The organism is Flagellimonas ulvae (assembly GCF_049333175.1).
Classification (GTDB): Bacteria; Bacteroidota; Bacteroidia; order Flavobacteriales; family Flavobacteriaceae; genus Flagellimonas.
The window spans coordinates 3,914,043-3,938,350 of record NZ_CP186325.1; the positions used below are offsets into that span (position 1 = coordinate 3,914,043).

The 24,308-nt window shown below is 38.5% G+C and carries 25 protein-coding genes and 1 pseudogene; 14 read left to right on the top strand and 12 right to left on the bottom strand.

The window, feature by feature from the left end; genetic code table 11:
- The first annotated feature begins 37 nt into the window (after positions 1–37).
- The 4 genes from ACOKFD_RS18315 to ACOKFD_RS18330 all read left to right on the top strand — a co-directional run bounded on the left by ACOKFD_RS18315 (position 38) and on the right by ACOKFD_RS18330 (position 3,850).
- A complete protein-coding gene (locus ACOKFD_RS18315) occupies positions 38–550 on the top strand; it encodes a DUF6702 family protein (RefSeq protein WP_422859229.1) in 513 nt (170 codons plus the stop codon).
- A gap of 62 nt (positions 551–612) precedes the next feature.
- On the top strand, positions 613–2,934 hold the full coding sequence (locus ACOKFD_RS18320) for a M1 family metallopeptidase (protein WP_422859230.1): 2,322 nt from the start codon (positions 613–615) through the stop codon (positions 2,932–2,934).
- An 84-nt stretch (positions 2,935–3,018) separates the two neighbouring features.
- The gene (locus ACOKFD_RS18325) at positions 3,019–3,291 is read left to right on the top strand and encodes a Sec-independent protein translocase subunit TatA/TatB (protein WP_422859231.1); all 273 of its coding nucleotides are present in this window, start codon (positions 3,019–3,021) and stop codon (positions 3,289–3,291) included.
- A gap of 4 nt (positions 3,292–3,295) precedes the next feature.
- Positions 3,296–3,850, top strand: a complete 555-nt coding sequence (locus ACOKFD_RS18330; RefSeq protein WP_422859232.1) for a phosphatase PAP2 family protein — start codon at positions 3,296–3,298, stop codon at positions 3,848–3,850.
- Here the strand turns inward: ACOKFD_RS18330 and ACOKFD_RS18335 are convergent.
- Positions 3,833–4,475, bottom strand: a pseudogene (locus ACOKFD_RS18335) (O-methyltransferase). The gene ACOKFD_RS18330 and the pseudogene ACOKFD_RS18335 sit on opposite strands and share 18 nt — an antisense overlap.
- 68 nt (positions 4,476–4,543) lie before the next feature.
- Here ACOKFD_RS18335 and ACOKFD_RS18340 point away from each other — a divergent pair.
- Positions 4,544–5,026, top strand: a complete 483-nt coding sequence (locus ACOKFD_RS18340) for a GNAT family N-acetyltransferase (protein WP_422859233.1) — start codon at positions 4,544–4,546, stop codon at positions 5,024–5,026.
- 29 nt (positions 5,027–5,055) lie between these two features.
- Positions 5,056–6,324: a kynureninase gene (gene kynU, locus ACOKFD_RS18345; RefSeq protein ID WP_422861036.1), complete on the top strand. Its 1,269-nt coding sequence runs from the start codon at positions 5,056–5,058 to the stop codon at positions 6,322–6,324.
- On the opposite strand, the gene ACOKFD_RS18350 is transcribed toward kynU, so the two are convergent.
- Entirely contained in the window at positions 6,313–7,179 is an 867-nt protein-coding gene (locus tag ACOKFD_RS18350; RefSeq protein WP_422859234.1) for an AraC family transcriptional regulator, read from the bottom strand. The two genes, kynU and ACOKFD_RS18350, sit on opposite strands and share 12 nt — an antisense overlap.
- Before the next feature lie 147 nt (positions 7,180–7,326).
- On the opposite strand from ACOKFD_RS18350, the gene ACOKFD_RS18355 reads away from it, so the two are divergent.
- Together ACOKFD_RS18355 and ACOKFD_RS18360 are read left to right on the top strand one after the other, a co-directional pair.
- The gene (locus ACOKFD_RS18355) at positions 7,327–8,148 is read left to right on the top strand and encodes an aldo/keto reductase (RefSeq protein WP_422859235.1); all 822 of its coding nucleotides are present in this window, start codon (positions 7,327–7,329) and stop codon (positions 8,146–8,148) included.
- 5 nt (positions 8,149–8,153) lie between these two features.
- The gene (locus ACOKFD_RS18360; RefSeq protein ID WP_422859236.1) at positions 8,154–9,305 is read left to right on the top strand and encodes an MFS transporter; all 1,152 of its coding nucleotides are present in this window, start codon (positions 8,154–8,156) and stop codon (positions 9,303–9,305) included.
- Here the strand turns inward: ACOKFD_RS18360 and ACOKFD_RS18365 are convergent.
- Both ACOKFD_RS18365 and ACOKFD_RS18370 read right to left on the bottom strand, forming a co-directional pair.
- Positions 9,302–10,471 carry a hypothetical protein gene (locus ACOKFD_RS18365; RefSeq protein ID WP_422859237.1) on the bottom strand — a complete coding sequence of 390 codons (1,170 nt, stop codon included), beginning with the start codon at positions 10,469–10,471 and terminating at the stop codon, positions 9,302–9,304. The genes ACOKFD_RS18360 and ACOKFD_RS18365 overlap by 4 nt on opposite strands.
- Positions 10,468–11,151, bottom strand: a complete 684-nt coding sequence (locus ACOKFD_RS18370) for a hypothetical protein (protein ID WP_422859238.1) — start codon at positions 11,149–11,151, stop codon at positions 10,468–10,470. Before ACOKFD_RS18370 ends, ACOKFD_RS18365 begins: the two co-directional genes overlap by 4 nt.
- A gap of 89 nt (positions 11,152–11,240) precedes the next feature.
- Between ACOKFD_RS18370 and ACOKFD_RS18375 the strand changes: the two genes are divergently transcribed.
- From ACOKFD_RS18375 to ACOKFD_RS18390, 4 genes are all read left to right on the top strand, one after another.
- Complete coding sequence (locus ACOKFD_RS18375) at positions 11,241–11,870, top strand: RNA polymerase sigma factor (protein WP_422859239.1); 630 nt, start codon at positions 11,241–11,243, stop codon at positions 11,868–11,870.
- The gene (locus tag ACOKFD_RS18380; RefSeq protein ID WP_106147776.1) at positions 11,871–12,059 is read left to right on the top strand and encodes a hypothetical protein; all 189 of its coding nucleotides are present in this window, start codon (positions 11,871–11,873) and stop codon (positions 12,057–12,059) included. It abuts the gene before it with no gap.
- A gap of 22 nt (positions 12,060–12,081) precedes the next feature.
- The gene (locus ACOKFD_RS18385; RefSeq protein ID WP_422859240.1) at positions 12,082–12,909 is read left to right on the top strand and encodes a mechanosensitive ion channel family protein; all 828 of its coding nucleotides are present in this window, start codon (positions 12,082–12,084) and stop codon (positions 12,907–12,909) included.
- Between the two features lie 83 nt (positions 12,910–12,992).
- Positions 12,993–13,541: an ATP-dependent Clp protease proteolytic subunit gene (locus tag ACOKFD_RS18390; RefSeq protein WP_299000728.1), complete on the top strand. Its 549-nt coding sequence runs from the start codon at positions 12,993–12,995 to the stop codon at positions 13,539–13,541.
- Positions 13,542–13,679: 138 nt separating this feature from the next.
- On the opposite strand, the gene ACOKFD_RS18395 is transcribed toward ACOKFD_RS18390, so the two are convergent.
- From ACOKFD_RS18395 to ACOKFD_RS18410, 4 genes are read right to left on the bottom strand one after another with little or no spacing between them, the layout of a single operon-like run.
- The gene (locus tag ACOKFD_RS18395; RefSeq protein WP_422859241.1) at positions 13,680–15,212 is read right to left on the bottom strand and encodes a cryptochrome/photolyase family protein; all 1,533 of its coding nucleotides are present in this window, start codon (positions 15,210–15,212) and stop codon (positions 13,680–13,682) included.
- A gap of 4 nt (positions 15,213–15,216) precedes the next feature.
- A complete protein-coding gene (locus ACOKFD_RS18400; RefSeq protein ID WP_422859242.1) occupies positions 15,217–16,512 on the bottom strand; it encodes a DASH family cryptochrome in 1,296 nt (431 codons plus the stop codon).
- Position 16,513: 1 nt separating this feature from the next.
- Positions 16,514–16,648 (bottom strand): DUF2256 domain-containing protein, encoded by a 135-nt coding sequence (locus ACOKFD_RS18405; RefSeq protein WP_422859243.1) that lies wholly within the window; start codon positions 16,646–16,648, stop codon positions 16,514–16,516.
- On the bottom strand, positions 16,617–17,282 hold the full coding sequence (locus ACOKFD_RS18410) for a flavin reductase family protein (RefSeq protein WP_422859244.1): 666 nt from the start codon (positions 17,280–17,282) through the stop codon (positions 16,617–16,619). Before ACOKFD_RS18410 ends, ACOKFD_RS18405 begins: the two co-directional genes overlap by 32 nt.
- Positions 17,283–17,413: 131 nt before the next feature.
- On the opposite strand from ACOKFD_RS18410, the gene ACOKFD_RS18415 reads away from it, so the two are divergent.
- A complete protein-coding gene (locus ACOKFD_RS18415; protein ID WP_422859245.1) occupies positions 17,414–18,763 on the top strand; it encodes an FAD-dependent oxidoreductase in 1,350 nt (449 codons plus the stop codon).
- Here ACOKFD_RS18415 and ACOKFD_RS18420 read toward each other — a convergent pair.
- From ACOKFD_RS18420 to ACOKFD_RS18430, 3 genes are all read right to left on the bottom strand, one after another.
- Positions 18,757–19,143 carry a DUF4174 domain-containing protein gene (locus ACOKFD_RS18420; protein WP_422859246.1) on the bottom strand — a complete coding sequence of 129 codons (387 nt, stop codon included), beginning with the start codon at positions 19,141–19,143 and terminating at the stop codon, positions 18,757–18,759. The two genes, ACOKFD_RS18415 and ACOKFD_RS18420, sit on opposite strands and share 7 nt — an antisense overlap.
- A gap of 66 nt (positions 19,144–19,209) precedes the next feature.
- Positions 19,210–19,992, bottom strand: a complete 783-nt coding sequence (locus tag ACOKFD_RS18425) for a C4-type zinc ribbon domain-containing protein (RefSeq protein ID WP_299000746.1) — start codon at positions 19,990–19,992, stop codon at positions 19,210–19,212.
- A 3-nt stretch (positions 19,993–19,995) separates the two neighbouring features.
- Positions 19,996–21,090: a Nif3-like dinuclear metal center hexameric protein gene (locus tag ACOKFD_RS18430; protein ID WP_422859247.1), complete on the bottom strand. Its 1,095-nt coding sequence runs from the start codon at positions 21,088–21,090 to the stop codon at positions 19,996–19,998.
- 14 nt (positions 21,091–21,104) lie between these two features.
- On the opposite strand from ACOKFD_RS18430, the gene lpxK reads away from it, so the two are divergent.
- Positions 21,105–22,130, top strand: coding sequence for a tetraacyldisaccharide 4'-kinase (gene lpxK / locus ACOKFD_RS18435; RefSeq protein ID WP_422859248.1), 1,026 nt, complete (start codon positions 21,105–21,107; stop codon positions 22,128–22,130).
- Here the strand turns inward: lpxK and ACOKFD_RS18440 are convergent.
- A complete protein-coding gene (locus ACOKFD_RS18440) occupies positions 22,127–24,268 on the bottom strand; it encodes a response regulator (protein ID WP_422859249.1) in 2,142 nt (713 codons plus the stop codon). The two genes, lpxK and ACOKFD_RS18440, sit on opposite strands and share 4 nt — an antisense overlap.
- Positions 24,269–24,308 lie beyond the last annotated feature (40 nt).

Sequence of the window (24,308 nt, forward strand, 5' to 3'; positions counted from 1 at the left end):
CACACGGTTTGCCTTTTAAATGAAAACCATAACTTCGATGAAAGCACGAATCAAATACTTTTTTTTCACTCTGGCCATTATTGGTTTTCTCTCTTTTTCAGTAGCACACAAGTTTTATGTAAGTGTTACCAATGTAAAGTATTCAGAAAAAGACGCTGCTTTTCAGATTACAAGTCGGGTGTTTATTGATGACATGGAAGATTTGCTGTCTGAACGATTTGGGATAACTGCCAAGTTGGCTACCAATGATGAATTGGATGATGCCAATACCTACATCCAAAGATATTTTCTGCAAAAATTTGTGGTTGAAATAAATGGGAAAAAGGTAGACTATGAATTTTTGGGTAAAACATATGACAATGATGTGGTTATTCTCTATCTGGAGATTCCTAACATTCAACTTTCCGAAACTAAATCCATTGCCATTCAAAACGAAATCCTTACCAATCTCTTTGATGAACAACAGAACATTGTCCATTTTAAATGTAAAGGACAAAAGAAAAGTTTCGTTCTGATTAGGGAGAATAATAAAGGAATGTTAAACTTGTGACCTGCTCTTAAGAAATGGTTAAAAAAAGAGTTATTTTTCCGCGATTAAAAACTAAAGAAAAGATGAACAAAATCAAGTATTGTTTTGCTTCCCTTCTGTTTCTTTTTGGAGCACTAGCCTTTGCCCAAGAAGAAGAAGCAAAAGAAGAACGTAAACCAGGCCATTATAACCAAAGCAAGTTCAAGCAACTGTACGAAGAATTTTCTACACCGAATACCTACCGTTCCGCTTCTGGAGCCCCAGGCCCTGATTACTACCAACAACAGGCCGATTATAAGATGGACATCACCTTAGATGATAAAAATGCAAAGATTTATGGCGAGGAAACTATAACATATTATAACAACTCTCCAGACGATTTAGAATTCTTATGGGTGCAATTGGACCAAAATGTAAGGGCCAAAGATTCAAAGTCTCCGTTGCGCAACGGAAATGGGGTTAATTTTGCCTACACAGCAGGCAATTTCGCAAAAACCTATGTTGCAGAACCTTTCGATGGTGGTTTCAATATTGATTTTGTGAAAGATGCCAATGGGAATGCATTATCCTATACCATCAATCAAACTATGATGCGGGTAAATATCCCTCAGCCTCTTAAAGCTGGAGCTAGCATATCTTTTTCCATTAAGTGGTGGTATAATATCAACGATCACGTAAATGATAGAGGTCGTTCAGGGTTCGAGTTTTTCCCAGAAGATGGAAACAGAAACTACATTATAGCGCAGTTTTTCCCTCGTATGGCGCATTACAGCGATGTTGAAGGCTGGCAAAACCATCAATTCTGGGGGAATGGCGAGTTTGCATTGCCCTTTGGAAACTACGAGGTAAACATTACGGTTCCTTCAGATCACGTTTTAGATGCTACCGGAGTACTTCAGAATAGAAAGGAAGTATTCTCTAGGGATATGATGAAACGTTACAACCAAGCAAAAAAGTCATATGACAAACCCGTTGTTATTGTAACCCAGGAAGAAGCAACTGCCAAAGAAAGCGGTTTCGCAAACGACACCAAAACGTGGAGATTCAAAACGGAACCAGGAATTTTGGTGCGTGATTTTGCTTTTGCAACTTCAAGAAAATATATCATGGATGCCCAAGCAGTGAAATTGGGTGGTAAAGAGGTAATGGCCGTTTCCTTATATCCTAAAGAAGGTAACCCACTTTGGGAGGAGCAATCCACTAAAGCTGTGGTTCAAACTTTGGAAACATACTCAAAATTCACTTTTGATTATCCTTATCACAAAGCGATTTCAGTTCATGCGGCGCAGATTGGTATGGAGTACCCTATGATTTGTTTCAATTTTGGGCGCCCTAATCCTGATGGAACGTATTCTGATCGCACAAAATTTGGGATGATCAGTGTGATTATACACGAAGTGGGACACAACTACTTCCCAATGATCGTAAATTCTGATGAACGCCAGTGGGGTTGGATGGATGAAGGTTTGGATACTTTTATGCAGTATTTGACTGAGCAAGAATTCGGAGAAAATTATCCGGATGTAATTGCACCGAATGACAAATATCCTTCCAGAAGAGGAGAACCTTCTAAGATTGTGCCTTACATGAGCGGTGATCAAGATTTTATTGCGCCAATCATGTCAAATCCAGAGAATGTGTATAGCCTAGGTCCAAATGCCTACGGTAAGCCGGCTACGGCCCTTAACATTCTTCGTGAAACGGTAATGGGCAAGGAACTGTTTGACCACGCTTTTAAAACCTACGCGCAACGTTGGATGTTTAAACACCCTACACCTGAAGACTTTTTTCGTACTATGGAGGATGCCTCTGCTGTGGATTTAGATTGGTACTGGAGAGGATGGTTCTACACTACAGATTATGTGGATATAGGTGTTAAAGGCGTTAAAAAGTACTATGTAACTTCCAAGCCTACTAAGGAAATGGAGAAGTATATGGCAGATAGAAACCTTACGGAGGCCGATTTACCTCCATTGGTATATCTTGCTGCTGAAGACAGTGAAGATTACAGCGAGGATTTGAAAGGAAAGGCTCCAACTGAAGTGTCTCAAAACTTGAAAGAATTTATGATGGACAATATGAGTGCAGAAGAAAGAGCTGAGGTAAAAGAACCTAAGTTTTTCTACGAAGTTACTTATGATAAGCCAGGTGGAATTCCAATGCCTTTGATTGTTGAATATACCTATGCAGACGGCACGAAGGAAAACATAACATATCCTGCTGAAATTTGGAGAAAGAATGATGCTGAGGTAAAGCGTGTTGTAGCCACTGAGAAGGAGATAGTTGGTATTGTGGTGGATCCTAAATTGGAAACTGCAGATATCGATACTACCAACAATGCTTGGCCTAAGAAAGAAGAGAAATCAGACTTTGATAAGTTCAAAGAAAATATCAAAGGAAAATAGTCAATAGACATAAAATCGTTAAAAGGCCCTGTGATTTAGCAGGGCTTTTTTATTTTCCAATCAAGTTCTCATTATATTTGTTTCATGTATTTCCTATTTATAAGTGGCGCTGAGATTTTTTTCATTCTATTTATCGTGGTAATGGTATTTGGCGCAGATAAGATTCCCGGTATTGCCAAAGGATTGGGTAAGGGAATGCGCCAGTTGCGTGATGCTACGGATGACATTAAAAGGGAAATCCAAAAAACCGCGGAAAAACAAGGAATAGATACCGACTTCACCAAAGAAATTCGAGAAGAGCTAAATGAAGTGAAAAAGAACGTGGATGAGGTAACGGGAACTATAAAAAGAAAATAGTCCCATGTTGGACCAATTGCTTTTGTGGGATCAACAACTACTGCTCTATCTTAACAATTTAGGTTCACCAGCTTTTGATTCTTTTTGGTTTTTAGTTACCCGTATTAGCTCATGGATTCCATTCTTCATTCTTTTCATTGTATTGTTTTTGACTAGATATCCATGGAAACAAGCACTGCAAAAAATTGTCGTAGTAGTCTTACTTGCTTTTGCAGTAACTGGTTTGTGTAATTATGTAAAAAGTACGGTAGGACGTTTAAGACCGTGCAATGATGATGCTATAAACGGGTTCATGCGAATATTGCATACGCCCAGCGATTTCAGCTTCTTCTCAGGACACGCTTCCAGTTCCTTTGGAGTCACGTTTTTGGTCTTTTTGCTATTGAGGAAAAAAGTAAAATGGGCAGGTATTTTCTTTTTGTGGCCATTGCTGTTTTCGTACAGCCGGTTATATCTTGGAGTACATTACCCTCTGGATATCTTAGTTGGAGCATTAATAGGAATAGCGCTAGCTTGGTTGTTTTTTTGGGGATATCAACGCCTATCTCACTCTGCATAAAGTAAGCCCATCACGAATGGGCAATAGTACGGTTTCGACCCTAGAATCATTTTTAAGTTTTTCATTGTATTCCAAAAGGGCGGCTGTGGTATAATCTGTCTTTTCCAAAGATTCTACTACTTTACCTGACCAAAGCACATTATCAGACAAAATGATACTACCAGGTCTGGTTTTCTTCAGTATACTTTCAAAGTAGGCGTCATACTCTAGTTTATGCGCATCAATATAAACCAAGTCAAAAATGATATCTAACTTCGGAATGATATCCAATGCATCACCAACATGTTGCACAATTTGATTGCGGAACCCACTTTTTTCAAAATATTTATTCTGGATATCAAATAGTTCTTCATTCACTTCAATAGTATGCAATGTGCCTCCTTTTTGCATCCCTTCAGCCAAACATAGGGCAGAATAGCCGGTATACGTACCTATTTCCAATATGCACTTAGGGGCAATAATTTTAGAAAGAATACTTAGTACCCTACCTTGAAAATGCCCGGTCAGCATTCTTCGGGCGCACCACCTTAAGGTGGGTCTCTCGAGTCAATTCCCTTAATAGGGAAGGTTCCTCTTCAGAACTGTTTGCAATGTAAGATTCCAAAATGGGCGAAAGAAAATGCATACGTAACCTTTTCGTAAAAATAGCGAAAACACTACTTTAGAATTCTGGTAAATACCAAAAAATAAGCCATGAAAGAATTCAACGGCACTATACGAAATGCCACCCTGAAGGACTTGCCAATTCTTCTGGAATTTGAGCAGGGAATAATTCTAGCGGAGCGACCTTTTGACCCTACTTTGGATAAGGACCCGATTAGTTATTATGACATTAAGGAAATGATATTGGATGATAAAACGTGTGTTATTGTAGCTGAAGTTGATGGAATACTTGTGGGTTCGGGATATGCCATTTCCAAAAAAGCCAGACATTACCTGGATCATGAGCACTATGCTTACCTGGGCTTTATGTTTACACATCCAGACTATAGAGGTATGGGAATAAATGCTTTGATAGTAGATGAGTTGGTGAGCTGGTCAAAATCTCAGGGATTTATTGAAATCCGACTTACCGTTTACCAAGACAATCTGCCAGCCATAAAAGCGTATGAAAAAGTAGGTTTTGAAAAGCATCTGGTTGAAATGCGTATGCCCAGAACATCTGAAAATCAATAAGCAAGTCGTATTTTTGGCACATGGATATTTTGACCTTTCAGAACACCTTGGAATTTGCCAGACAGTTGGATGCTGAAGACCCCTTAGCAACATATCGTAATGAGTTTCACTTTCCTCAAGTAAATGGAAAAGATGTAGTTTACTTTACAGGAAATTCACTTGGGCTTCAACCCAAAAGAACCAAGCGGTTTGTAGATGAGGTTATGGACGACTGGAAGAATTTGGCAGTGGAAGGTCATTTTTATGCAGACAAACCGTGGTGGGAATACCATGAAAGATTGACAGATGGCTTATCTAGAGTAGTAGGTGGGAAGCCCGAAGAAATATCGGTAATGAACACCCTGACAGTTAATCTCCATTTATTGATGGTTTCCTTCTATCGCCCCACAAAAAAACGTTTTAAAATTCTGTGTGAGGAAAAAGCATTTCCATCAGACCAGTATATGCTTCAAAGCCAAGTGCGATTTCATGGTTTCAATCCTGATGACGCTATTATTGAAGTCAAAAAAAGAGAAGGAGAGCATTCTTGGAGAACTGAAGATGTTCTCAAAGCTATTCAAGAGAATAGTGAGGAGATTGCATTGGTCTTGATTGGTGGGGTAAACTATTACAATGGACAGGTATTTGACATGAAAGCAATAACATCTGCTGGAAAATCCATTGGAGCTATGGTAGGTTGGGATTTGGCCCATGCCGTTGGCAATGTTCAACTGGAACTACATAACTGGGGTGCCGATTTTGCCGCTTGGTGTAGTTATAAATATATGAACAGTGGCCCTGGGAATGCATCTGGTGTTTTTATCCATGAAAGTCATTTGGGAAAACAAGATATCCCACGTTTTGAAGGCTGGTGGGGCACAAAAAAGGAAACCCGGTTTTTAATGCAACCTCAATTTGACCCCATTGAAACAGCAGATGCATGGCAGTTGAGCAATCCGCCCATCCTTTCTTTAGCACCATATTTGGCTTCGCTTCAACTTTTTGAGGAAGTGGGAATGGACAAACTCATAGAAAAGAGAGAAAAAATTGTCTCTTATTTGGAGTTTGTTTTGGGCGAAATAGACAAAGAAGTAGAGAGCTCATTTGAAATCATTACACCCTCTGACCGGGGCTGCCAGCTTTCCGTATTCCTGCACGGCGAAGGAAGAGAGTTGTTTGATTACTTAATGAAGAATGGAGTGATAACTGATTGGCGCGAACCCAATGTAATTCGTTTGGCGCCAGCCCCTTTTTATTGCTCTTTTGAAGATATGTATCGTTTTGGGCAAATACTTAAAAAGGGCATACTAAAAAACTGATTGGGAATATCTGGCTTTTACATATTCCGAAGGTGTGGTTCCTTGGTATTTTTTGAATTGTTTGGAGAAGTACGAAGCATCGTTGAACCCAGACCGAAACATTACATCACTTATAGAGGAGTTAGCTTCGTTGAATAATTCAATTGCTTTTTGTGTCCTAAATTCATTGACGAATCCAATAAAACGCTTGTTGGTCATTTTTTTAAAAAACCTACAAAATGAATTTGGAGTATACCCCAATTGCTTAGAAATTTCTTCTACTGATACATTCTGGGAATACTGATTGTTTACATATTCAAAGGCTTGTTCCAAACGCAGTATGTCGTCTCTTTTAAAACTTTCCAAAGGAAAGCTTTGGCGTAGCCTCTGATATGAAGTTTCTTGGGATAGGTTATGCAGAATGCTGAGCAGATTGATTAATTTTCCTTGGTTATCCAGATTTCTAAACTTTTTAAATTTCTTTTCAAGCCTCTTCTTTACGCATTGGTCAAAAATCAAAATATGTTTTGATTTTTCAACTAGTTTTTTGATGGCCCGAAGCTCAGGAAAAACCTTCAACTTTTCATCTAAAAACTCTTGTTTGAATTGGATAACAATTTCTACGTTATCTGCGTTTTCACGATTTCCAAAATCAGCATGGGGAATATCACCAGCAAGAAAAACAAGAGTACCATCGTTATAAGACGTCTTTGTGGAGTCAATATGGAGAAGTCCCTTACCATTTTTCACAAATACCAATTCGTATTCAGGATGAATATGCCAACCGGCCATGGCACAATTATCGGCACTTCTATAGGTCTCTACCTTAAATGAAGCATCAGAAGTAACATTAATGGTCTCTAACATCGGTTTCATAAGTTAAAACTACCAAATGATTTCAAAAAATGACCCAATTAAGAATAAAATGAATCATAAGTTGAATAATTCATTCTAAAAAAAGCGCCAAAATCGGAGTTACTTTGTTATCAGTTCAATTAAATGAATCAATAACCGTCTGTGTTTATGGAAAGAGGTGAATACTTTCAACTTAACAATCAACTAAGAATGCCCAAAATTGGGTTGGGTGTTCTTTTTGCCAAAAATGACCAAGAAGTTGAAAACGCTGTTGTTTCTGCCTTGGAATCTGGATACAGAAAAATTGATACCGCCTCTGCTTATGAAAACGAAGAAGGGGTTGGAAAAGCAATTCAAAGGAGTGGAATTGCCAGGGGAGATATTTTCTTGGGAACCAAGGTGTGGAATACCGAACAGGGATATGATACTACCCTTGAAGCTTTTGAGCGAAGTTTGAACCGATTACAAACAGATTATGTGGATTTATACCTGATTCATTGGCCTGTAAAGTCAAAATACAAGGAAACGTACCATGCCATGGAGGAGATTTACAAAAAAGGTCTCGCAAAAGCCATAGGCGTTTGCAACTTTAGCATGGACCAGTTACAAGATTTGATGGAACATTCAGAAATTGTTCCCGCTGTAAATCAAGTGGAAATCCATCCGCACCACAGTCAACCTGAGTTGTTGGATTTCGCCCACGAACATGAAATCCAACTTGAGGCATGGCGTCCCATAATGATGGGTGAGGTTTTAAAAATTCCCGAGCTTGTGGAAATCGGAAACAAGTATAATAAATCTCCCGTTCAGGTTTCATTGCGATGGTTGGTGCAAAGGGGAGTAGCCGTTATCCCCAAATCGGTGACCTCAAAACGAATTGAGGAAAACATCAACATTTTTGATTTTGAGCTGTCAAAGACGGAGATGGATGTCATTGAAGGATTGAACCAAAATAGAAACTTAGGAGAAGATTTGTCCCATATCTTTTAATTCGTATGAAATCATTACAACTTATTTTTTCCAACCCAAGATATTTTGGTCCGGCTTGGGTTTTTGCCAGTTTAAATATCTGGTTTGGAACTTGGGCCATATACATTCCTTCAGTAAAAGAAAAGCTGGACATCAGCAAAGCTGATTTGGGAATTGCATTGTTCTGTCTTTCTTTGGGCGTATTTGTCATATTTCCTCTGGCTTCCACAATCATCAATCGATTGGGAGTTGGTAAAGCAACTTGGTACGGGGTTTTTTTAAGCAGTATAGCAGCACTTTTTCCATTATTGGCTCCAAACTATTATGTTTTGATGGTCTCTTTGTTTCTTTTTGGGGCTACTAATGGGTTAACTGATATTGCCATGAACACTTTGGTCACCGAAATTGAAAAAGAGGACAAGCAAAATTTTATGTCAGCTGCACACGGCTTTTTCAGTTTGGGAGGGGTTATAGCCGGTTTGGGCAGTTTTTTAATTCCATGGATAAACAACCCTTTCCTTCATATGATAATCATGGTGGTTCTGGTTTTTTCTGTCAATCTATACTTCAAGCGAAACTATTTTTCCATTCAAGCCGCCCCAATAGAAAAAGAACCTTTCAGCCTTAAGCTATTCAAGCCTTTACTGCTTTTAGGGATTATTGGATTTGTGTCTATGGGTAGCGAAGGAGCGATTGTGGACTGGAGCGGACTTTATTTGAAGGAAGTCGTCTTGGCGCCCGAGCTATTTATTGGTTCAGGATTCTTGGCTTTTTCCATAGCAATGACCTTGGGAAGGTTTTTGGGAGATGGAATAAGTGCAAGAATTGGTTCGATCAAAATTGTTGCCCTGGGCACGTGTATTGCAATTCTTGGATACGTTTTGGTACTGACCGGGTCTATATTTTGGGCTGTAACGGGTTTTACTTTTACTGGACTTGGTTTCTCTGTTATTGTTCCAGAGTTGTTCAGGATTGGCGGAAATATCAAAGGAGTGGATTCTGCTCAAGGCGTATCTTTTATTGCAGGAACTGGTTATGCAGGGTTTTTGCTCGGACCGGTAATTCTTGGCTTTATCGCTGAAAACAGCGGGCTGAAATATACTTTTTCCGTTTTGTTGGGCATTGCCATATTAGTACTTGTAGTGTCACAAGCACTTGCTCGAAAAAAAGGAAGTTAGTTTTTCTTTTTTCGTCTTGTTCTGAATGGATTCTTTTTAGAATCAAAAGAGTTGATAAAATCTTGCATCTCGTTCGTTAACAATAATCTGTTTTGATTCTCCCAAAACTCGGGGTTATAATCAAATTTTAACTTAAAAATATCCTTTTCTGCATTGGTGTTGCTACTAAAAGAAAAGGAACCGTTATTATCGAAAGTCTGCAAAATGTATTCGCAGGTATACAAATCTTTAAATGTTTTTTTGGTATGGGTGATTTCCACAGAATACAAGATTTTGGCTGAGGTGATAAAATATTTATCCCATTTAGAGGACCTTGTAAAATTTACCGTTTGGTCTACCCCAACCGTACGAGAGCGCACAGGTCCGTTCTTAAAGTATTTATCCCTATCTATTTGGCTTTGCATTACAAAGGCTTCTATAGCCTTGGATTGATTGTTTATCATATAATGGCCCGATGTGTTCAATCCAACTAAGTCGGGGTCACTTTGAAACAATACTTTGGACTTACTTTCATTTTCAAATTCCTTTTCCGTAAGACTAAAACCATCCCCTGTGGCATTAAGACGAATGGTTTCGAACAGGAGTTCCGAAAGTGAAAAGAAGCTGAAGTATACTTTGTTCTCATCCTTATCCGCACCTATTTTTCGCATATTGGATATTTCAAAAGAAAAGTCTTTTTTGGAAGATTCCATTCCTTTACGGTAAATCAAGGTCTTACGTTGCAATTTTCCTTCAATATCCTGTATTCGGATAATTTTCCCATTCTTGCGGAGCAAACACCTCAAAAAGAAACGCTCTTTAAAAGGGGTGAACATATAATGTTTCGGAATAGAATCACGCACTTTGTCCCAGAGGGTCTTCGTGTTTGTCAATATGATTTCGTTGAGCTTAAAGGCACTGGGTTTTAAATACAAGGTGTCTCTCAGTGCATCAAACGTAGTTCGCAATTCTTCATATCCTACTTTATAGGCTACGATTGAATCCAGTTCACTCATAAAAAAGAATGCCCCATCCGAATTGGTGGAAGTATGGTCCTTTTTATTGTAAATATCTACAAATTCCAAGGGTTCCTTGCTTTCAGCATCAAGAACCACAGCCAACTTTTGGTTTTGTGCCAAACCAAAAGTGATGGAAAAGATAAGTAGCGGAAGAATCTTCAACCTCATTCGGTAACGACCTTCAAGTTGGTAAAGTTCAAATTAAAAACCCCTTCAAGTTTTTTATGGTCTTGCGCTAGATGAAAACCTTCAATCTCAATATAATTCTCCCAAGTCGTTGTCATGGAAGGTTCTTCTTGGTTTCCTTTTCTGAAAACCCATTCCCTAAGAATAAAATCATCGCCAAAATAGAAATCATAGGCATCCCCGGGAGTATAACCACCTTCATTGGAATAGACAATAGTTAACTTTTGCATCAACTTATTGCTAATTGGAGCAATTTTTTCTTTAGAATGCTCATATTCAAACCCGTTTTGGTCCCAAACCAAGTTAAAAGGAGCTATAATCCAATATCTGTCGTTGATAAAACCTCCATTGGTTTTGTAGGCAACACTATCCATTTCTTTTCTGAAATAAGTAAGTGTGTCGTTTGAGCTCATAGCGGTAACCTGATTGGTCTTGGGCTTCCAAATCCATGAACGTTCAAAGTGCGTGCTATCTCTATCTACATTGAATGTAAAGTGAAACTCTTTTACAGTATTCCAATTATCGTACCCATGGGCCGAGGCAATCTTCTCAAGAACAGATTTAGAGGGCTCCGGTTCAGCAACCACAGACTTTTTAGGCTCGGCCTTGCAAGCCAAGAGCGAAATAGATAAGCAGATAAAAAGAAAAAGCGTTGACTTCATAACTTAATTTATTATTCAAAGATACCGTCTTTTTAAGTTATCTTGTTCATTGATTTAATCAAGAGTTTTCTTCTACAAACCCCATGCGAGTGACTTTTATTAAAAGGCTGTTTCTAACTCTTATAAGTAACCTTGATAATAGATCATTGCAAGAAAATGATCCGTATGCCCATCTTTCGGATGAAGAATTGGTAGAACGGATTGTAGCCAATAACAACCCCATGCTTTTTGGAAAATTGTACGACCGTTATGCAAAAATGGTATACAATAAGTGCTATGGTTTTGCCAAATCGCAAGATGAGGCTGAAGACCTGACACAGGATGTTTTTCTTCAACTGTTCATCAAGTTGAAGATGTTCAAGGGGAAGTCTAAGTTTTCAACTTGGCTCTATTCCTTTACCTATAACTTTTGTGTCAACTACGTAAACCGGAACAAACAGCGCAAGATGAGTGATAAATCGGTTCCTGTGGAGGATTCCGAGTATAAACTTTCGGCGGAGATTCCTGATGAGAATCTTTTTGAAATGAAATCGAAAAAACTCAAAAAGGCCTTGGAATTGATTTCGGCAGAAGAAAAATCCTTGTTATTGCTCAAATATCAGGATGGGGCTAGTATCAAGGAGTTGACCGAATTATTGGAACTGGGTGAAAGTGCCGTGAAAATGCGCTTGAAGCGGGCAAAAGAACGATTAATGGAAACCTATAATACCTTGGCATAAATGGCGAAAAAACGAAAAAATCCTTTTAAGGAATTGGAGGCCTCGTTACGTGAGGTGCCCCCTGGTATGAAGAAAAAGGTGATGAACGATATTGCGGCGGCAAAGCTCATTATGGATATGGGCTCGCTTTTCTCATTTAATATTGGTTCAGCATTAAGAAGACTTTTTAAAACTTTTGGTAATAATTGATAAGAATACTAAAATAATACAGATGGAAACAATAAACGAATGGAAAGACCTGACCTTTAATTCCCTGATAACTATGGGAAGGGATATTGCTTCGGCATTGCCAAAAATAATTGGGGCAATCATTATTTTGTTGATTGGATGGATTGTAACGAAAATTATCCTGTTTATACTTGGTAAAATTCTAAAATTGGCCAAGGTGGATACACTGAGCGAAAAAATCAATGAGATGGATTTGTTCGGGAAAGGTGATTTTAAGTTTGACATAGCCAAAATCATCCTGGGTTTTGTAAAATGGCTATTGCTATTGGTCTTCCTTATTGTCGCTGCGGATATTTTGAGTTGGGAGATTATTTCCACTGAAATTGGAAACCTACTTCGTTACCTTCCTAGATTGTTCAGTGCGCTGGCCTTGATGATGATTGGACTATACGTAGGGAATTTTGTAAAAACTACGGTAAAAAAGCTGTTCGATAGTTTGGAATTCTCTGGGTCCAATGTGGTGAGCAACTTGCTGTTTTACATTATTGTAATTTTTATTTCCATTACGGCTTTGAATCAAGCAGGGATTGATACTACCATAATTACCAACAACATCACCATGATTTTGGGTGCCTTTCTTTTAGCTTTTGCCCTAGGATTGGGATTGGGTTCTCGGGATATCATCACAGATTTACTTCGTTCTTTCTATACCAGAAGAACCTATGCCGTTGGGGATAAGATTGTTATAGGAGAACATTCCGGTACTGTAGAAGCCATAGAAAATAATACTCTTACGCTGGTGACCAAGTCTGGAAAATATGTCATACCCATTAAAGATGTGGCATCTTCCAAAGTGGAAATAAAGGGATAGGGCAAAATGATATAACAAGTCGTTAATAGGGGATGTTACTTCCTTGGAATTTGATTAATTTTGAAACTTTCAACACGTAAAAGATGAGTTCAAAAAAAGGAAAGGTCAGTGAATTGATCCAAGAAAAATTACTGGAAGAGCGAAAAGTGTTTCTGTGGGGAATGGTAGATGATGATTCTGCGAAACATGTGGTCGACCGATTGCTATACCTGGATTTACAAAGTCATGACGAAATTCAATTGATTATCAATAGCCCTGGAGGTTACGTTACCTCCGGCTTTACCATGTACGATACCATTAAGCAAATTAAGAGCCCTGTTTCTACAGTGTGTTCTGGGCTTGCAGCTTCTATGGGTTCCATTTTACTTTCTGTAGGGGAGAAGGGAAGACGTTTTATCCAGCCTCATGCTCGGGTAATGATTCACCAGCCTAGCGGAGGAGCTCAGGGTCAGGCATCCAATATTGAAATCCAAGCGAGGGAAATCATAAAAACCAAAGAAATCGGTGCTCGAATTTTAGCAGAGAATTGTGGGCAGGATTTTGAGAAGGTAATGAAAGATTTTGACCGGGACTATTGGATGGATGCAGAAGAGTCCGTGGCATACGGTATAGTAGACGGCATCTTAGAATAAAATTGTTTTTATAAAAGGGAAAAAGTCCTTCGTAGTGTTTACGAAGGACTTTCTGCATATATATGGACGCCGAAGCGGAATATTTATTATATCTACGTCAATAACAATGCCGAAAGATTTTAAGGTTCTGTTAAAATGTCAAAATCTTTCCGGATGCGCTATGATTTCTTTAGCTCTTTCTTTTAGTACCGCCATTTCTTTAGGGTCTTTTTTCTTCAAAAGGTTTAGCATCATCGACATTCGCTGATTGTTCTCAAAGTATTCTTTCTTTTCATCCAAAAAATTCCAATACAGAGCATTAAAAGGGCATGCATTGTCCCCTGTTTTCTCAGTAGGCTTATAATGGCAACCCTTACAGTAATTACCCATTTTGTTGATGTAGTTGGCGCTGCTCACATAGGGTTTTGTTGCTACGATGCCTCCGTCCGCAAATTGGCTCATCCCACGGGTATTGGTAATCTCCACCCATTCAATGGCATCAATGTATACGCCAAGATACCACCGGTCCACTTCATCAGGATGGGTTTGGGTGAGCAAGGCATAGTTGCCAATAATCATTAACCGCTGAATGTGATGCGCATAGGCATCATCCAGGCTTTGGGTTATCGACTGTTTTAGGCAATTCATTTTGGTTTCACCTGTCCAAAAAAACTCTGGTAAAGGATTGTGATTGTTCAATTCGTTTAAATTGGAATACTCTGGCATTTTCATCCAATATATACCTCGCATATATTCCCGCCAGCCCAGAATTTGACGTACAAAACCTTCTACCTGGGAAATATGTATGTTTGATTGGTTTTCGTAAAAGTATTCCAATACCCGTTCAATCACTTTTTTAGGAGAAAGTATCTTACTGTTCATGGCGAACGACAAGCGCGAATGAAAAAGAAACTTTTCCTCGGTATGGAAAGCATCTTGGTAATCGCCAAAATACTTAAGCAAGTTCTCGCAGAAGTATTCTAAAAGTTCTTCACATTCAGCTTCAGAAGTTGGCCAATTAAAACTTTCAGTGTCAATATTTCCGAAGGTCTGAATTTCAGCCTCATTTATTTCATCCAAAAGTGAATTCACATTTTTCTCAAAGTTGAGTTCTTTAGGAATAAGAGGAGAACCGTTCCATTTTTTACGATTGCTGTGGTCAAAGTTCCACTTTCCACCATCCGGTTGACCATTTACCATCATAATATCATGCTTTTTTCGCATCATGCGGTAAAAGCTCTCCATGATCAATTGCTTTTTCCCTTGGAAGAAATCTCGGAGTTCATAACGGCTGGTATAGAAATGCTCCGTGCCATAGGCTTCGGTATTAATACCCAGTGATTCGCAGATATCAGAAAGTTGCTTTTCTAAACGGTATTCATCCGGATATTGATGTTCGAATTTCTCAACACCTAGTTTTGTGATATAGTGCTGAATAATTTTCTCCAAATCTTGATGATTTTCGGAATCGTTTATATTCAAGTAAATGACATGATGCCCTTTCTTTTTTAAAGCCTCTGAGAAGTTTCGCATGGCCATAAAAAATCCTACCACTTTTTGAATATGGTGTTTTACATAGTCAGTCTCTTGACGCATTTCGGCCATCAGATAAACAACATTATCATCTGTTTGTTTGAACCAACTATGTTGTAGGTTCAATTGGTCACCGAGAACTAGGCGCAATGTTTTCATACCGTTAGAATAAAGTATTCTGTAACCATAGATTTTGAAATTTTCCCTTTGAATCGTACATCTCGGCCTGTCTTTTTATGTTGAATTTTCGGTCTCTTGGGTCGTTGCCCACACCACTATTGTACATCCAATTGCCCCAATTGCTGTGAACATCATAATCCATGAGCATCGCTTCAAAGTAGGCTGCCCCAATACGCCAATCCTGTTCAAGTTCCTTACTCCAAAAACTGGCAACATTTTGTCGCCCTCTATTGCTCATCCAACCTGTTTTAGCCAACTCTTTCATATTGGCATTCACAAAAGGCTCCTTTGTTGTCCCATCCATCCATGATTTCAAATGGCTTTTGTCTGATTTCCATTTATAGGATTTTTGAAGGATTCCACCCAAATGGAAAATACGATTACCGTATTTAAGAGAAACGTACTTGAAATAATCCCGCCATATCAACTCGAAGATGAGCCAATAGGTATCCTGATTTTTTTTGATTTCTTTCTCAAATTTTTTAACCTCCCAATATATGGTTCGCGCAGATATGCTTCCGTTGGCCAACCAAGGAGAAAACTTGGAGCTGTAGTCCGTTCCAACCAACCCGTTTCTAGTTTTCTTATAGTATGCCAGTTTTTTGGAATCCCAGAAGTAATATTGCATTCGTTTTAAGGCTTCTTTTTCTCCACCTTTAAATGGAAATGCGCTTTTCGGTTCTCTTTCGAAGCCTTCAAAACCCAGTTCCTGAAGTGTAGGGATTTTAGTCGTGTTTTCTATCAAGTTGTCTTTTGATAGTGTAGAAAGTTTTTCCAATGTGAGTCTTACACTTACTTCTTTTTCACACTTTTTCCTGAATTGTGTAAAGATGTTCGGTATGCTTTGAAAAGATGGATAGGTAAGGTCATCTGGATGGAACAAAAATTGGTCAAAATGCTCAATGATTTCAATATCATCTGACAATTTGGATTTTACAGCTTGCAGTACTTCAACCTCTTCTGATGTCCATTCTTTTTGCTTATGAATTTGGTGAATACCATGTTTTTTCACCAAATCAGGCAAAATATCTTCAGGTTTTGCATGAAAAACCAATAAACTGATGTTTACCGCTTCAAGATTTTGTTTGAGCTCCCGTATCGTTTCGATGAGAAATTGTGTTCTAAACCGTTCTGTTTTTTTGAATCCATACTTGGTCATTTCAAAAAAGCGTGGGTCAAAAAAGTAGGTAGCTATAACTTTATCCCCTTTGGCTGCTTGCGTGAGACTTTGATTGTCAATCGTACGTAAGTCATTTCCAAACCATACCAATGTGTTCATCTTACTTCAATTTTTTGCAACGTTGACTGCAATATTTTACAGCTTCCCAATCCTTTTCCCATTTTTTTCGCCAAGTAAAAGGTTTGCCGCACACAGCACAGCTTTTAGTGGGAAGATTCACTTTCTTGTGCGCCATGAATAAGGGATTCTAAAGTTTCGTCCGGCTTGGCATATGAAAGTCGGTCCGTTATTTTAGGTTTGGCGTACCCATCCAGCCCCACGATGGATACCAAATTGACTTCATCAAGCTTGGCCCAATAATCATCTAACAGAACAGATTCTTGTATATAAATATCTTCAATGGCACCTACCATAAGAATGCATCCATTTTCCTGTATTTCATATTCATTGACATAAGAGCACCCAATTTGGATAGGGCTTTCTTCCACAAAAGGAGAAGGAAAGTCGCCTTGGTAGCTTTCGGTCAGTCCTGTTTTGGCAAATTCCGACTCTTCTTTTTTGTATTTAGCCGAGGTAGCGTGGGCCCTTTTGTAAATTTCTTCAGTTACAGCGTTTATAGTATAAGTTGAAGTGGCTTTAATGTTGTCGTACGTATGGCGTTCCACAGTTAGAGGTCGAAGTACAAAACCCAGAAGTGCAGGATTACTTCCTAAGTGAATAACCGAATTGAAAACGGCCACATTGGTTGCCCCTTCCTTGGATTGAGAGGCTATAAGATTAGCAGATTTATACCCAGATATAGTGTTAATCAGGTTAGCCTTATGTCGCGAAGGCAAAGTTCTAACTGCTTTTTTTGAAAGGTGTATCATAGTTTGTTTAACAAAAATACAAAAATGATAAACAAAAATAAAAGAAGTTTGTAGATGATTCGCTTAACGGTTAGATACGGGTCAAATTCCTTATTTTAGTGGTTCAACAAAATTTCACCTCAAGTCACCTAATGGTACAGACTCCGAAAAACATCGCCATCATCGGTTCAGGATTGGTGGGTTCCCTTTTAGCTATTTACTTAAGAAAACACGGACATTCCATTACAGTTTTTGACCGTAGACCAGATATTAGGACCATTGAATTCTCTGGTCGTTCCATCAATCTGGCCATGAGCAATAGAGGATGGAGGTCGTTAAAACAAGTAGGGTTGGAAGATATCATTAAGGAGATTGCCATTCCTATGGATAAGCGTGCCCTGCATGTTGTGGACAAACCCATGTATTTTCAGCCGTATGGTAAAGAAGGGGAGGCAATTTGGTCTATTTCCCGTGGTATTTTGAACCGGAAAATGATTGATTTGGCTGAGAAAGCGGGCACCGTTTTTCAGTTCAATGAAAAAGTATGGGATGTCAATCTACCAGAAGCAAAAATCTACACGGGGGAATCTGAAAAAAGTGAATGGAAGGAGTATGAATTTGACATGATTTTTGGTTGTGATGGTGCTTTTTCCCGAGTACGTCACAAAATGCAACGTAGAAGTAGGTTTGATTATTCCCAGGATTTTATTGATGTGGGCTATAAGGAATTGACCATTCCGCCCAATTTGGATGGTACTCACAAACTGGACAAGAATTCATTTCATATTTGGCCAAGAGGAAAATTTATGCTTATTGCCTTGCCCAACTTGGATGGGAGTTTTACGTGTACCTTATTTTTACCTTTTGAAGGAGAGGTGTCTTTTGAAAATATCACTACTGAAAAAGATGCCAAACGGTTCTTTAAAACCTATTTTCCCAATGTGCGTAAGGAAATTGAAAATTTGACAGAGGATTTCTTTAAAAACCCAACTAGTGCCATGGTAACGATGAAGTGTTATCCTTGGACGTATTGGAACAAGGTGGCTTTGGTAGGGGATTCGGCCCATGCTATTGTACCTTTTTATGGACAGGGCATGAATGCCGGATTTGAAGATATTTTTGTGTTGAACGAACAGATTGAAAAGTTTGGGGATGACTGGGACTCGATTTTTGAACACTATCAAAAACTGCGAAAACCCAACGCTGATGCTATAGCCGAGTTAAGCTACAGAAACTTTATAGAGATGAGTAGTAAAACTGCTGACCCCAAGTTTCTTTTGCAGAAAAAAATAGAAAAATGGTTTGCAGACAAGCATCCGGATAAGTGGATACCTGTGTATAGTAGAGTTACCTTCTCAGACCGGCCTTATGCCGAGGCACTTCAAATAGGGGATAGGCAAGAGGAAATCATGCAAGAAGTAATGAAAATGTCCGAAATTGAGACCGAATGGACTTCTAAGGAAGTAGAACAAAAAATGTTAGAACTGGTATCTGCTCAATAGCCATTATTACGTCGTATTTCCGCTCGCCGCATGGGCATGGAATCTACTAAATCAAAAATATTGTTTGGGGTTACTATAAATGGTTTTTTTAGTTTTAACCCACCATCTTTTCCGATTAGCAGTACCCCTCGAAAATCTTGGTCAATTGAGAACGTGGATAAATCTTGGGAATGAGGATGCTTTTGAAGTACGATGATATCCCGGTTTTGCAGTTTCACACTACTTTCCTTTAGGATTTTTAGCTGTTGCTTTACCTCAGATGTATTTGTTTCTTCGCTTACAAGAACAATCAGTCTTTTTTTCCATTGATAATCTCCCAATTGTTGTCCAAAGCAACCAAGAGTGAACAAGAAACATGGTATGATCAACAAAGTTTTCATAGGGTAAAATACTAAAAAAAGCCACTCAAAGAGTGGCTTTTTTGTCCAAAGGAAAAAAGGATTCCTTTATATTTTTGCAAAAAGCTGTTGCATTTTGCCTTGTTCTTCTTCCGCTAGTAAAGGATCTACTAGAATTCTTCCACTATGTTCATCGGTGATGATTTTTTTGCGGGAAGCAATCTCTGCTTGTACCTGAGGAGGAATAGTAAAGAAAGAACCTCCAGAAGCTCCACGTTCAACTGGTACTACTGCCAATCCGTTCTTTACATTATGACGAATACGCTTATAGGCTTGCACCAAACGCTCTTCTATCTTTTCTTCAAACTCTTCAGACTTTTTAAGCAAAGCCTTTTCTTCTTTCTCAGTTTCGGCCAAGATAGCGTCTAGCTCCCCTTTTTTATGTTTTAGGTGATTTTCACGCTCAGTCAGTTTCTCTTTGGTTTCTGAAACAACTTCTTTCTTTTGTTCAATTTGTGCCTTGAATTCCTTGATGTTCTTTTCTGCCAACTGAATTTCCAACTCTTGGAACTCAATTTCCTTGCTCAATGAATTGAATTCACGGCTGTTTCGAACATTCTTTTGTTGCTCAGCATATTTTTTCATCAAGGTTTTGGACTCCTCGATAAGGTTTTTCTTGGCCGCTATTTCAAAATTGATGGTTTCCAAATCGGTTTTCAACTTGTCCATACGTGTCTTAAGGCCCAATACTTCATCTTCCAAATCTTGTACCTCCAAAGGGAGTTCACCTCTAACATTACGTATTTCGTCCACTCTGGAGTCAATCAACTGAAGATCATAAAGCGCTCTTAGCTTCTCCTCAACAGTGATGCTTTCATTTTTTTTCGCCATATATTATAAATACTTGATGGGATTTGTTATACTTTCCGATAACGCGACTGCAAAATTAGGAATTTTTTTCGTAAGATAATCAACCAATAAATCTTTTGTAAACTGCTCAGACTCAAAGTGTCCAATATCTGCCAAAACAATCTGGTTTTCGGCTTCGAAGAATTGATGGTATTTAAGGTCTGCGGTTAAAAAAATATCAGCTTTAGCTCGTTTTGCAGCGCCAATGGCAAAAGCACCACTTCCACCGAGTACAGCCACTTTTTTAATCTTTTTACCCAATAATTTGGAGTGACGGATGCTAGGAACCTTCATCTTTTGCTTGACCTCTTTTAAAAAGTCCTCTTCTTTTATACTTTCTTCTAAAGTACCCAGCATGCCCATCCCCAAGTAGGAATTTGTGTTGTCCATGGAATAGATTTCATAGGCCACTTCTTCATATGGGTGATTTTCCTTTAGCACTTTAGTTATTGCTTTTTCTTTTTCAAAAGAAAAGACAACATTGACCTGAATCTCTTTTTCAAAATGGGTTTCTCCTACCATTCCCAAAGTGGGATTGGCTCCTTCCTCTGCTTGGAAGCTTCCCAACCCTTCTGAGCTAAAACTGCAATGACTATATTTTCCTATACTACCTGCTCCTGCATGGAACAGAGCATGTTTAAGCGATTCAGCTTCCTTTTGGGGCACATATGTGGTTAATTTTTTTAGGGTTTTGTCTTTAGGAATAAGTATTTCGGGGTTTTTAATGCCCAAAACTTCACAAATTTTTCGGTTTACCCCAAACTGGTTATTGTCTAGGGCAGTATGTATGCTGTAAATGGCAATCTGGTTTGTAATTGCTTTTATCACGGCACGTTCTACATAATTAGCACCTGTTAATCGCTTAAGCCCTTTGAATATAATTGGGTGAAAACTAACTATGAGGTTATGGCCTCTCTCAATGGCTTCATCCACTACGTTTTCCAAAGTATCCAGAGTGACTAATATTCCAGTGACTTCATTCTCGGGGTTTCCAACGAGAAGCCCTACATTATCAAAATCTTCTGCATGTGCCAACGGGGCCAACTCTTCCAATATTTGTGCTACATCCTTTACTCTCATGGGAAAAATTAAATATGGCTAAAGATAAAATATTATATTTTCGCTCCATGTGGCGTGTTCTAAGAATCATAGCTTTCCCAGTCTCACTTATTTATGCTCTTGTAGTCTATCTAAGAAACCGATGTTATGATTGGGGATGGTTCTCATCAAAAAAGTACGATGTTCTCACTATTTGCATAGGTAATCTGAGTGTTGGGGGTACAGGTAAAACGCCTATGATTGAATATTTGATAAGACTCTTAAATCAGAAAAAATTGGCTGTATTGAGTAGAGGGTATAAGCGTAAATCAAAAGGATTTGTTCTAGCTGACTCCAATACCACGGTTACGGAATTGGGTGATGAGCCTTTTCAAATCTATACTAAGTTTTCCGAGCTTCAAGTTGCGGTGGATGCCGATAGGCAAAACGGTATTGAAAAATTGATAGATTCGGTGAATCCAGATTTGATTCTTCTGGATGATGCGTTTCAGCATAGAAAAGTAACCCCTTCTTTTTCCATTCTTCTTACTACTTACGAAAATTTGTATGTGGATGATTGGTATCTGCCAACAGGTGATTTAAGAGATAGTAAAATAGAGTCTCGCAGGGCAGATATTATTATCGTTACCAAATGTCCAAAGGAAATTTCAGAAAGAGAACAAATTGTGAATAAATTAAAGCCTAAAAAACATCAAAGAGTTCTATTTAGTTGGTTTGCCTATGCTGAATCTGCCAAGAATGGTTCCGGACAATCCATGGAATGGAATGAGTTCAAGGATAAATCGGTAGCAGTGGTCACCGGGATTGCATTACCAGAACCTTTCGTTGCCTTTTTAAAATCTAAAGGAATACTATTTGAACATCTGAAATTTGGTGACCATCATTTTTTTACCAAAACTGAGATTGATTTGTTCAATACCTTTGATGTGGTTCTGACCACCGAAAAAGATTATGTGCGTTTGGAAGGCAAGGTACCCGAGCTTTTTTATGTGGAAATATCCCATCGGTTTTCGCGGCATGATGAAGATTTTCTCAAAAACAGATTAGAGGATATTAACTAAACAACTCCGTCTGTTTTCTTTCTAAAGATATTCTCTCCAATTTTTTGATAGAAAACCTCTGGTTTAAAAGGTTTTGTGACAACATCGTTACAACCGGCTTGGTAAAAACTTTCCAAGCTATCATCCAAAGAAATTGCGGTAAGGGCGATTATGGGAATTTCCATATCAAACTTTCGAATCTGTCTGGTAGCCTCTTCACCACTGATACCTGGCATATGTATATCCATTAAAATAGCATCATACGTATTGGCTTTGGCCAAATCTATGGCCTCATTACCGTTGTTTGCAATATCGCAGCTAATCTCTTTTTTGCTCAACATTTTCTTAGTAATGACTTGATTGATTTTGTTATCCTCCACCACTAGAACATGCAGACCTTTAAAGTTGAACTCTTCTGGACTTAGTTCGAAAGCAATTTCTTCCATGGCGTTGGTGTCCAGCATCAGGTTCATTTCAAAAAAGAAGGAACTACCATGCCCCACTTCACTTTCCAAATGAATTTTACTGTCAAACAATCCCAAAAGACTTTTTACAATAGTAAGACCAAGACCAGTGCCTCCATATTCCCTATTGATTTGTACCGAACCTTGTTCGAAGCTATCAAATATGTGCATTTGTTGTTCTTCAGAAATACCAATGCCATTATCCTTCACCTCAAAATACAAGGTAGCCTGCTCTTCTTCTTTTCTAAGTAGTTTGGCAATGACCTCTACTTTTCCATCTTTGGTGAACTTGAGTGCATTTCCTACCAGATTCATAAAAATCTGGGATAGTTTCAATGGGTCTCCCAACAATTGCTTAGGAATATTGGCATCGTAGTCCAATATTAGTTTTGTATTGTTCTCGTTTGCATTTTGTTGCAGAGAGTCGACCACATCAGCGAGAACTTTTTCCAATTTGAACTCAATGTTCAAAGGTTCTAGTTTATCAGCATCAATCTTATTGATTTGAAGAATATCGTTGATAAAGTTTAATAAATAATCCCCAGAGAATTTTAGTGATTTTAAATGCTCTTTTTGATGTTCTGCTGGATTTTCATCCAAGAGTAAATGTGTAAGACCTGTAACAGCGTACAATGGAGTTCTTAACTCATGGGTCACAGTAGAAAGGAAATTTGTTTTAGCTTCCATAGCTGAAACCGCAGCATCTCTTGCCAGCTCAAGTTCTTTGTTCTTTGTATAGAGCAGATCATTGGTCTTGAGCTTTATCTGGTTATTTCTAAACAGGGATACGGCCAACAATGAAATAATAGTCAAAAAAGCAGAGGTAAGAATCGCTGTAATCTCTGAACGATTCTTAGATTCGCTTAGCTCCTCGTTTTTTGCCGTCAACTTATTGATTTCATTCATTTGATGGTCGAACCGAATTTTATCAGCGGTTTTTGCTTCAAGTTTTACTTTGTCAATATTGAACAGGGAGTCTTTGATTTGCTCTAAATTTTTTCGGTAAAGAAGTGACTTTTCGTAATCTGCTGTTTTTTCATAAATATCCGAAAGTAGCTGATTAGAGGCTTTTATTTCTTTGTAATAGCCATACTTTTGTGATAACTCCAAAGCCGCGCTAGAGTGCATAATGCCATCTTCCAAATCATCTTGTACCCTACTTATTTTTGCTAGTTGTATGTTGGCTTTGGTGGCTAAATAGGGTCTTTCCTTGTCATCAGAATTGACAATTAGAGCATTTAAATTGGTTTTTGCTTCCTCGTATTTTTCAATATTGGAATAGATATACCCTTCCAATAAAAGAATATTATTTCCCAAATTCCTATTGTTGCTAAGTGTTCTGGAATCTTGAAGAAGTTTTAATGCTTGGAAATTGTTTCCTTCATCAAACCGAATACAGGCTTCCAAGTATTTATGGAAGGCATCCCCAAATGGATAGGATAAATCTTTGAGCAGAATACCGGCTCTATCCCAATAAAAGAGAGCAGTTTCGCGATCACCTTCTTCTAGATATATACGCGAGTATTGATGATAGGTATCAAGTAATAACTTGGCATCTTCGTTGTTTTCAGCTATTTCTGAGGCTTCATTTAAGCTTTCAAGAGCCTTTTCCATTCTATTTTGATGGCGATACTTGAGAAAATCATCAAAAATGGCCTGAACTTGTGTAGTAGAACTTATGTCGTTTTGGGCCATTCCCAGTTGGGTGCATAAGATTATGCACAGCAAAATAAGG

What these genes read in the sequence shown, in the direction of transcription:
- ACOKFD_RS18320 (WP_422859230.1), top strand. Translation starts at nt 613, where the DNA reads ATGAACAAAATCAAGTATTGTTTTGCTTCCCTTCTGTTTCTTTTTGGA.
- ACOKFD_RS18360 (WP_422859236.1), top strand. Translation starts at nt 8,154, where the DNA reads ATGAAATCATTACAACTTATTTTTTCCAACCCAAGATATTTTGGTCCG.
- ACOKFD_RS18420 (WP_422859246.1), bottom strand. Translation starts at nt 19,143, where the DNA reads ATGAAAACTTTGTTGATCATACCATGTTTCTTGTTCACTCTTGGTTGC.
- ACOKFD_RS18395 (WP_422859241.1), bottom strand. Translation starts at nt 15,212, where the DNA reads ATGAAAACATTGCGCCTAGTTCTCGGTGACCAATTGAACCTACAACAT.
- ACOKFD_RS18330 (WP_422859232.1), top strand. Translation starts at nt 3,296, where the DNA reads ATGTTGGACCAATTGCTTTTGTGGGATCAACAACTACTGCTCTATCTT.
- ACOKFD_RS18415 (WP_422859245.1), top strand. Translation starts at nt 17,414, where the DNA reads ATGGTACAGACTCCGAAAAACATCGCCATCATCGGTTCAGGATTGGTG.
- ACOKFD_RS18365 (WP_422859237.1), bottom strand. Translation starts at nt 10,471, where the DNA reads ATGAGGTTGAAGATTCTTCCGCTACTTATCTTTTCCATCACTTTTGGT.
- ACOKFD_RS18340 (WP_422859233.1), top strand. Translation starts at nt 4,544, where the DNA reads ATGAAAGAATTCAACGGCACTATACGAAATGCCACCCTGAAGGACTTG.
- ACOKFD_RS18370 (WP_422859238.1), bottom strand. Translation starts at nt 11,151, where the DNA reads ATGAAGTCAACGCTTTTTCTTTTTATCTGCTTATCTATTTCGCTCTTG.
- ACOKFD_RS18350 (WP_422859234.1), bottom strand. Translation starts at nt 7,179, where the DNA reads ATGAAACCGATGTTAGAGACCATTAATGTTACTTCTGATGCTTCATTT.
- lpxK (WP_422859248.1), top strand. Translation starts at nt 21,105, where the DNA reads ATGGCTAAAGATAAAATATTATATTTTCGCTCCATGTGGCGTGTTCTA.
- ACOKFD_RS18315 (WP_422859229.1), top strand. Translation starts at nt 38, where the DNA reads ATGAAAGCACGAATCAAATACTTTTTTTTCACTCTGGCCATTATTGGT.
- ACOKFD_RS18400 (WP_422859242.1), bottom strand. Translation starts at nt 16,512, where the DNA reads ATGAACACATTGGTATGGTTTGGAAATGACTTACGTACGATTGACAAT.
- ACOKFD_RS18405 (WP_422859243.1), bottom strand. Translation starts at nt 16,648, where the DNA reads ATGGCGCACAAGAAAGTGAATCTTCCCACTAAAAGCTGTGCTGTGTGC.
- ACOKFD_RS18325 (WP_422859231.1), top strand. Translation starts at nt 3,019, where the DNA reads ATGTATTTCCTATTTATAAGTGGCGCTGAGATTTTTTTCATTCTATTT.
- ACOKFD_RS18410 (WP_422859244.1), bottom strand. Translation starts at nt 17,282, where the DNA reads ATGATACACCTTTCAAAAAAAGCAGTTAGAACTTTGCCTTCGCGACAT.
- ACOKFD_RS18390 (WP_299000728.1), top strand. Translation starts at nt 12,993, where the DNA reads ATGAGTTCAAAAAAAGGAAAGGTCAGTGAATTGATCCAAGAAAAATTA.
- ACOKFD_RS18355 (WP_422859235.1), top strand. Translation starts at nt 7,327, where the DNA reads ATGGAAAGAGGTGAATACTTTCAACTTAACAATCAACTAAGAATGCCC.
- ACOKFD_RS18380 (WP_106147776.1), top strand. Translation starts at nt 11,871, where the DNA reads ATGGCGAAAAAACGAAAAAATCCTTTTAAGGAATTGGAGGCCTCGTTA.
- ACOKFD_RS18385 (WP_422859240.1), top strand. Translation starts at nt 12,082, where the DNA reads ATGGAAACAATAAACGAATGGAAAGACCTGACCTTTAATTCCCTGATA.
- ACOKFD_RS18430 (WP_422859247.1), bottom strand. Translation starts at nt 21,090, where the DNA reads ATGAGAGTAAAGGATGTAGCACAAATATTGGAAGAGTTGGCCCCGTTG.
- ACOKFD_RS18440 (WP_422859249.1), bottom strand. Translation starts at nt 24,268, where the DNA reads ATGGCCCAAAACGACATAAGTTCTACTACACAAGTTCAGGCCATTTTT.
- ACOKFD_RS18425 (WP_299000746.1), bottom strand. Translation starts at nt 19,992, where the DNA reads ATGGCGAAAAAAAATGAAAGCATCACTGTTGAGGAGAAGCTAAGAGCG.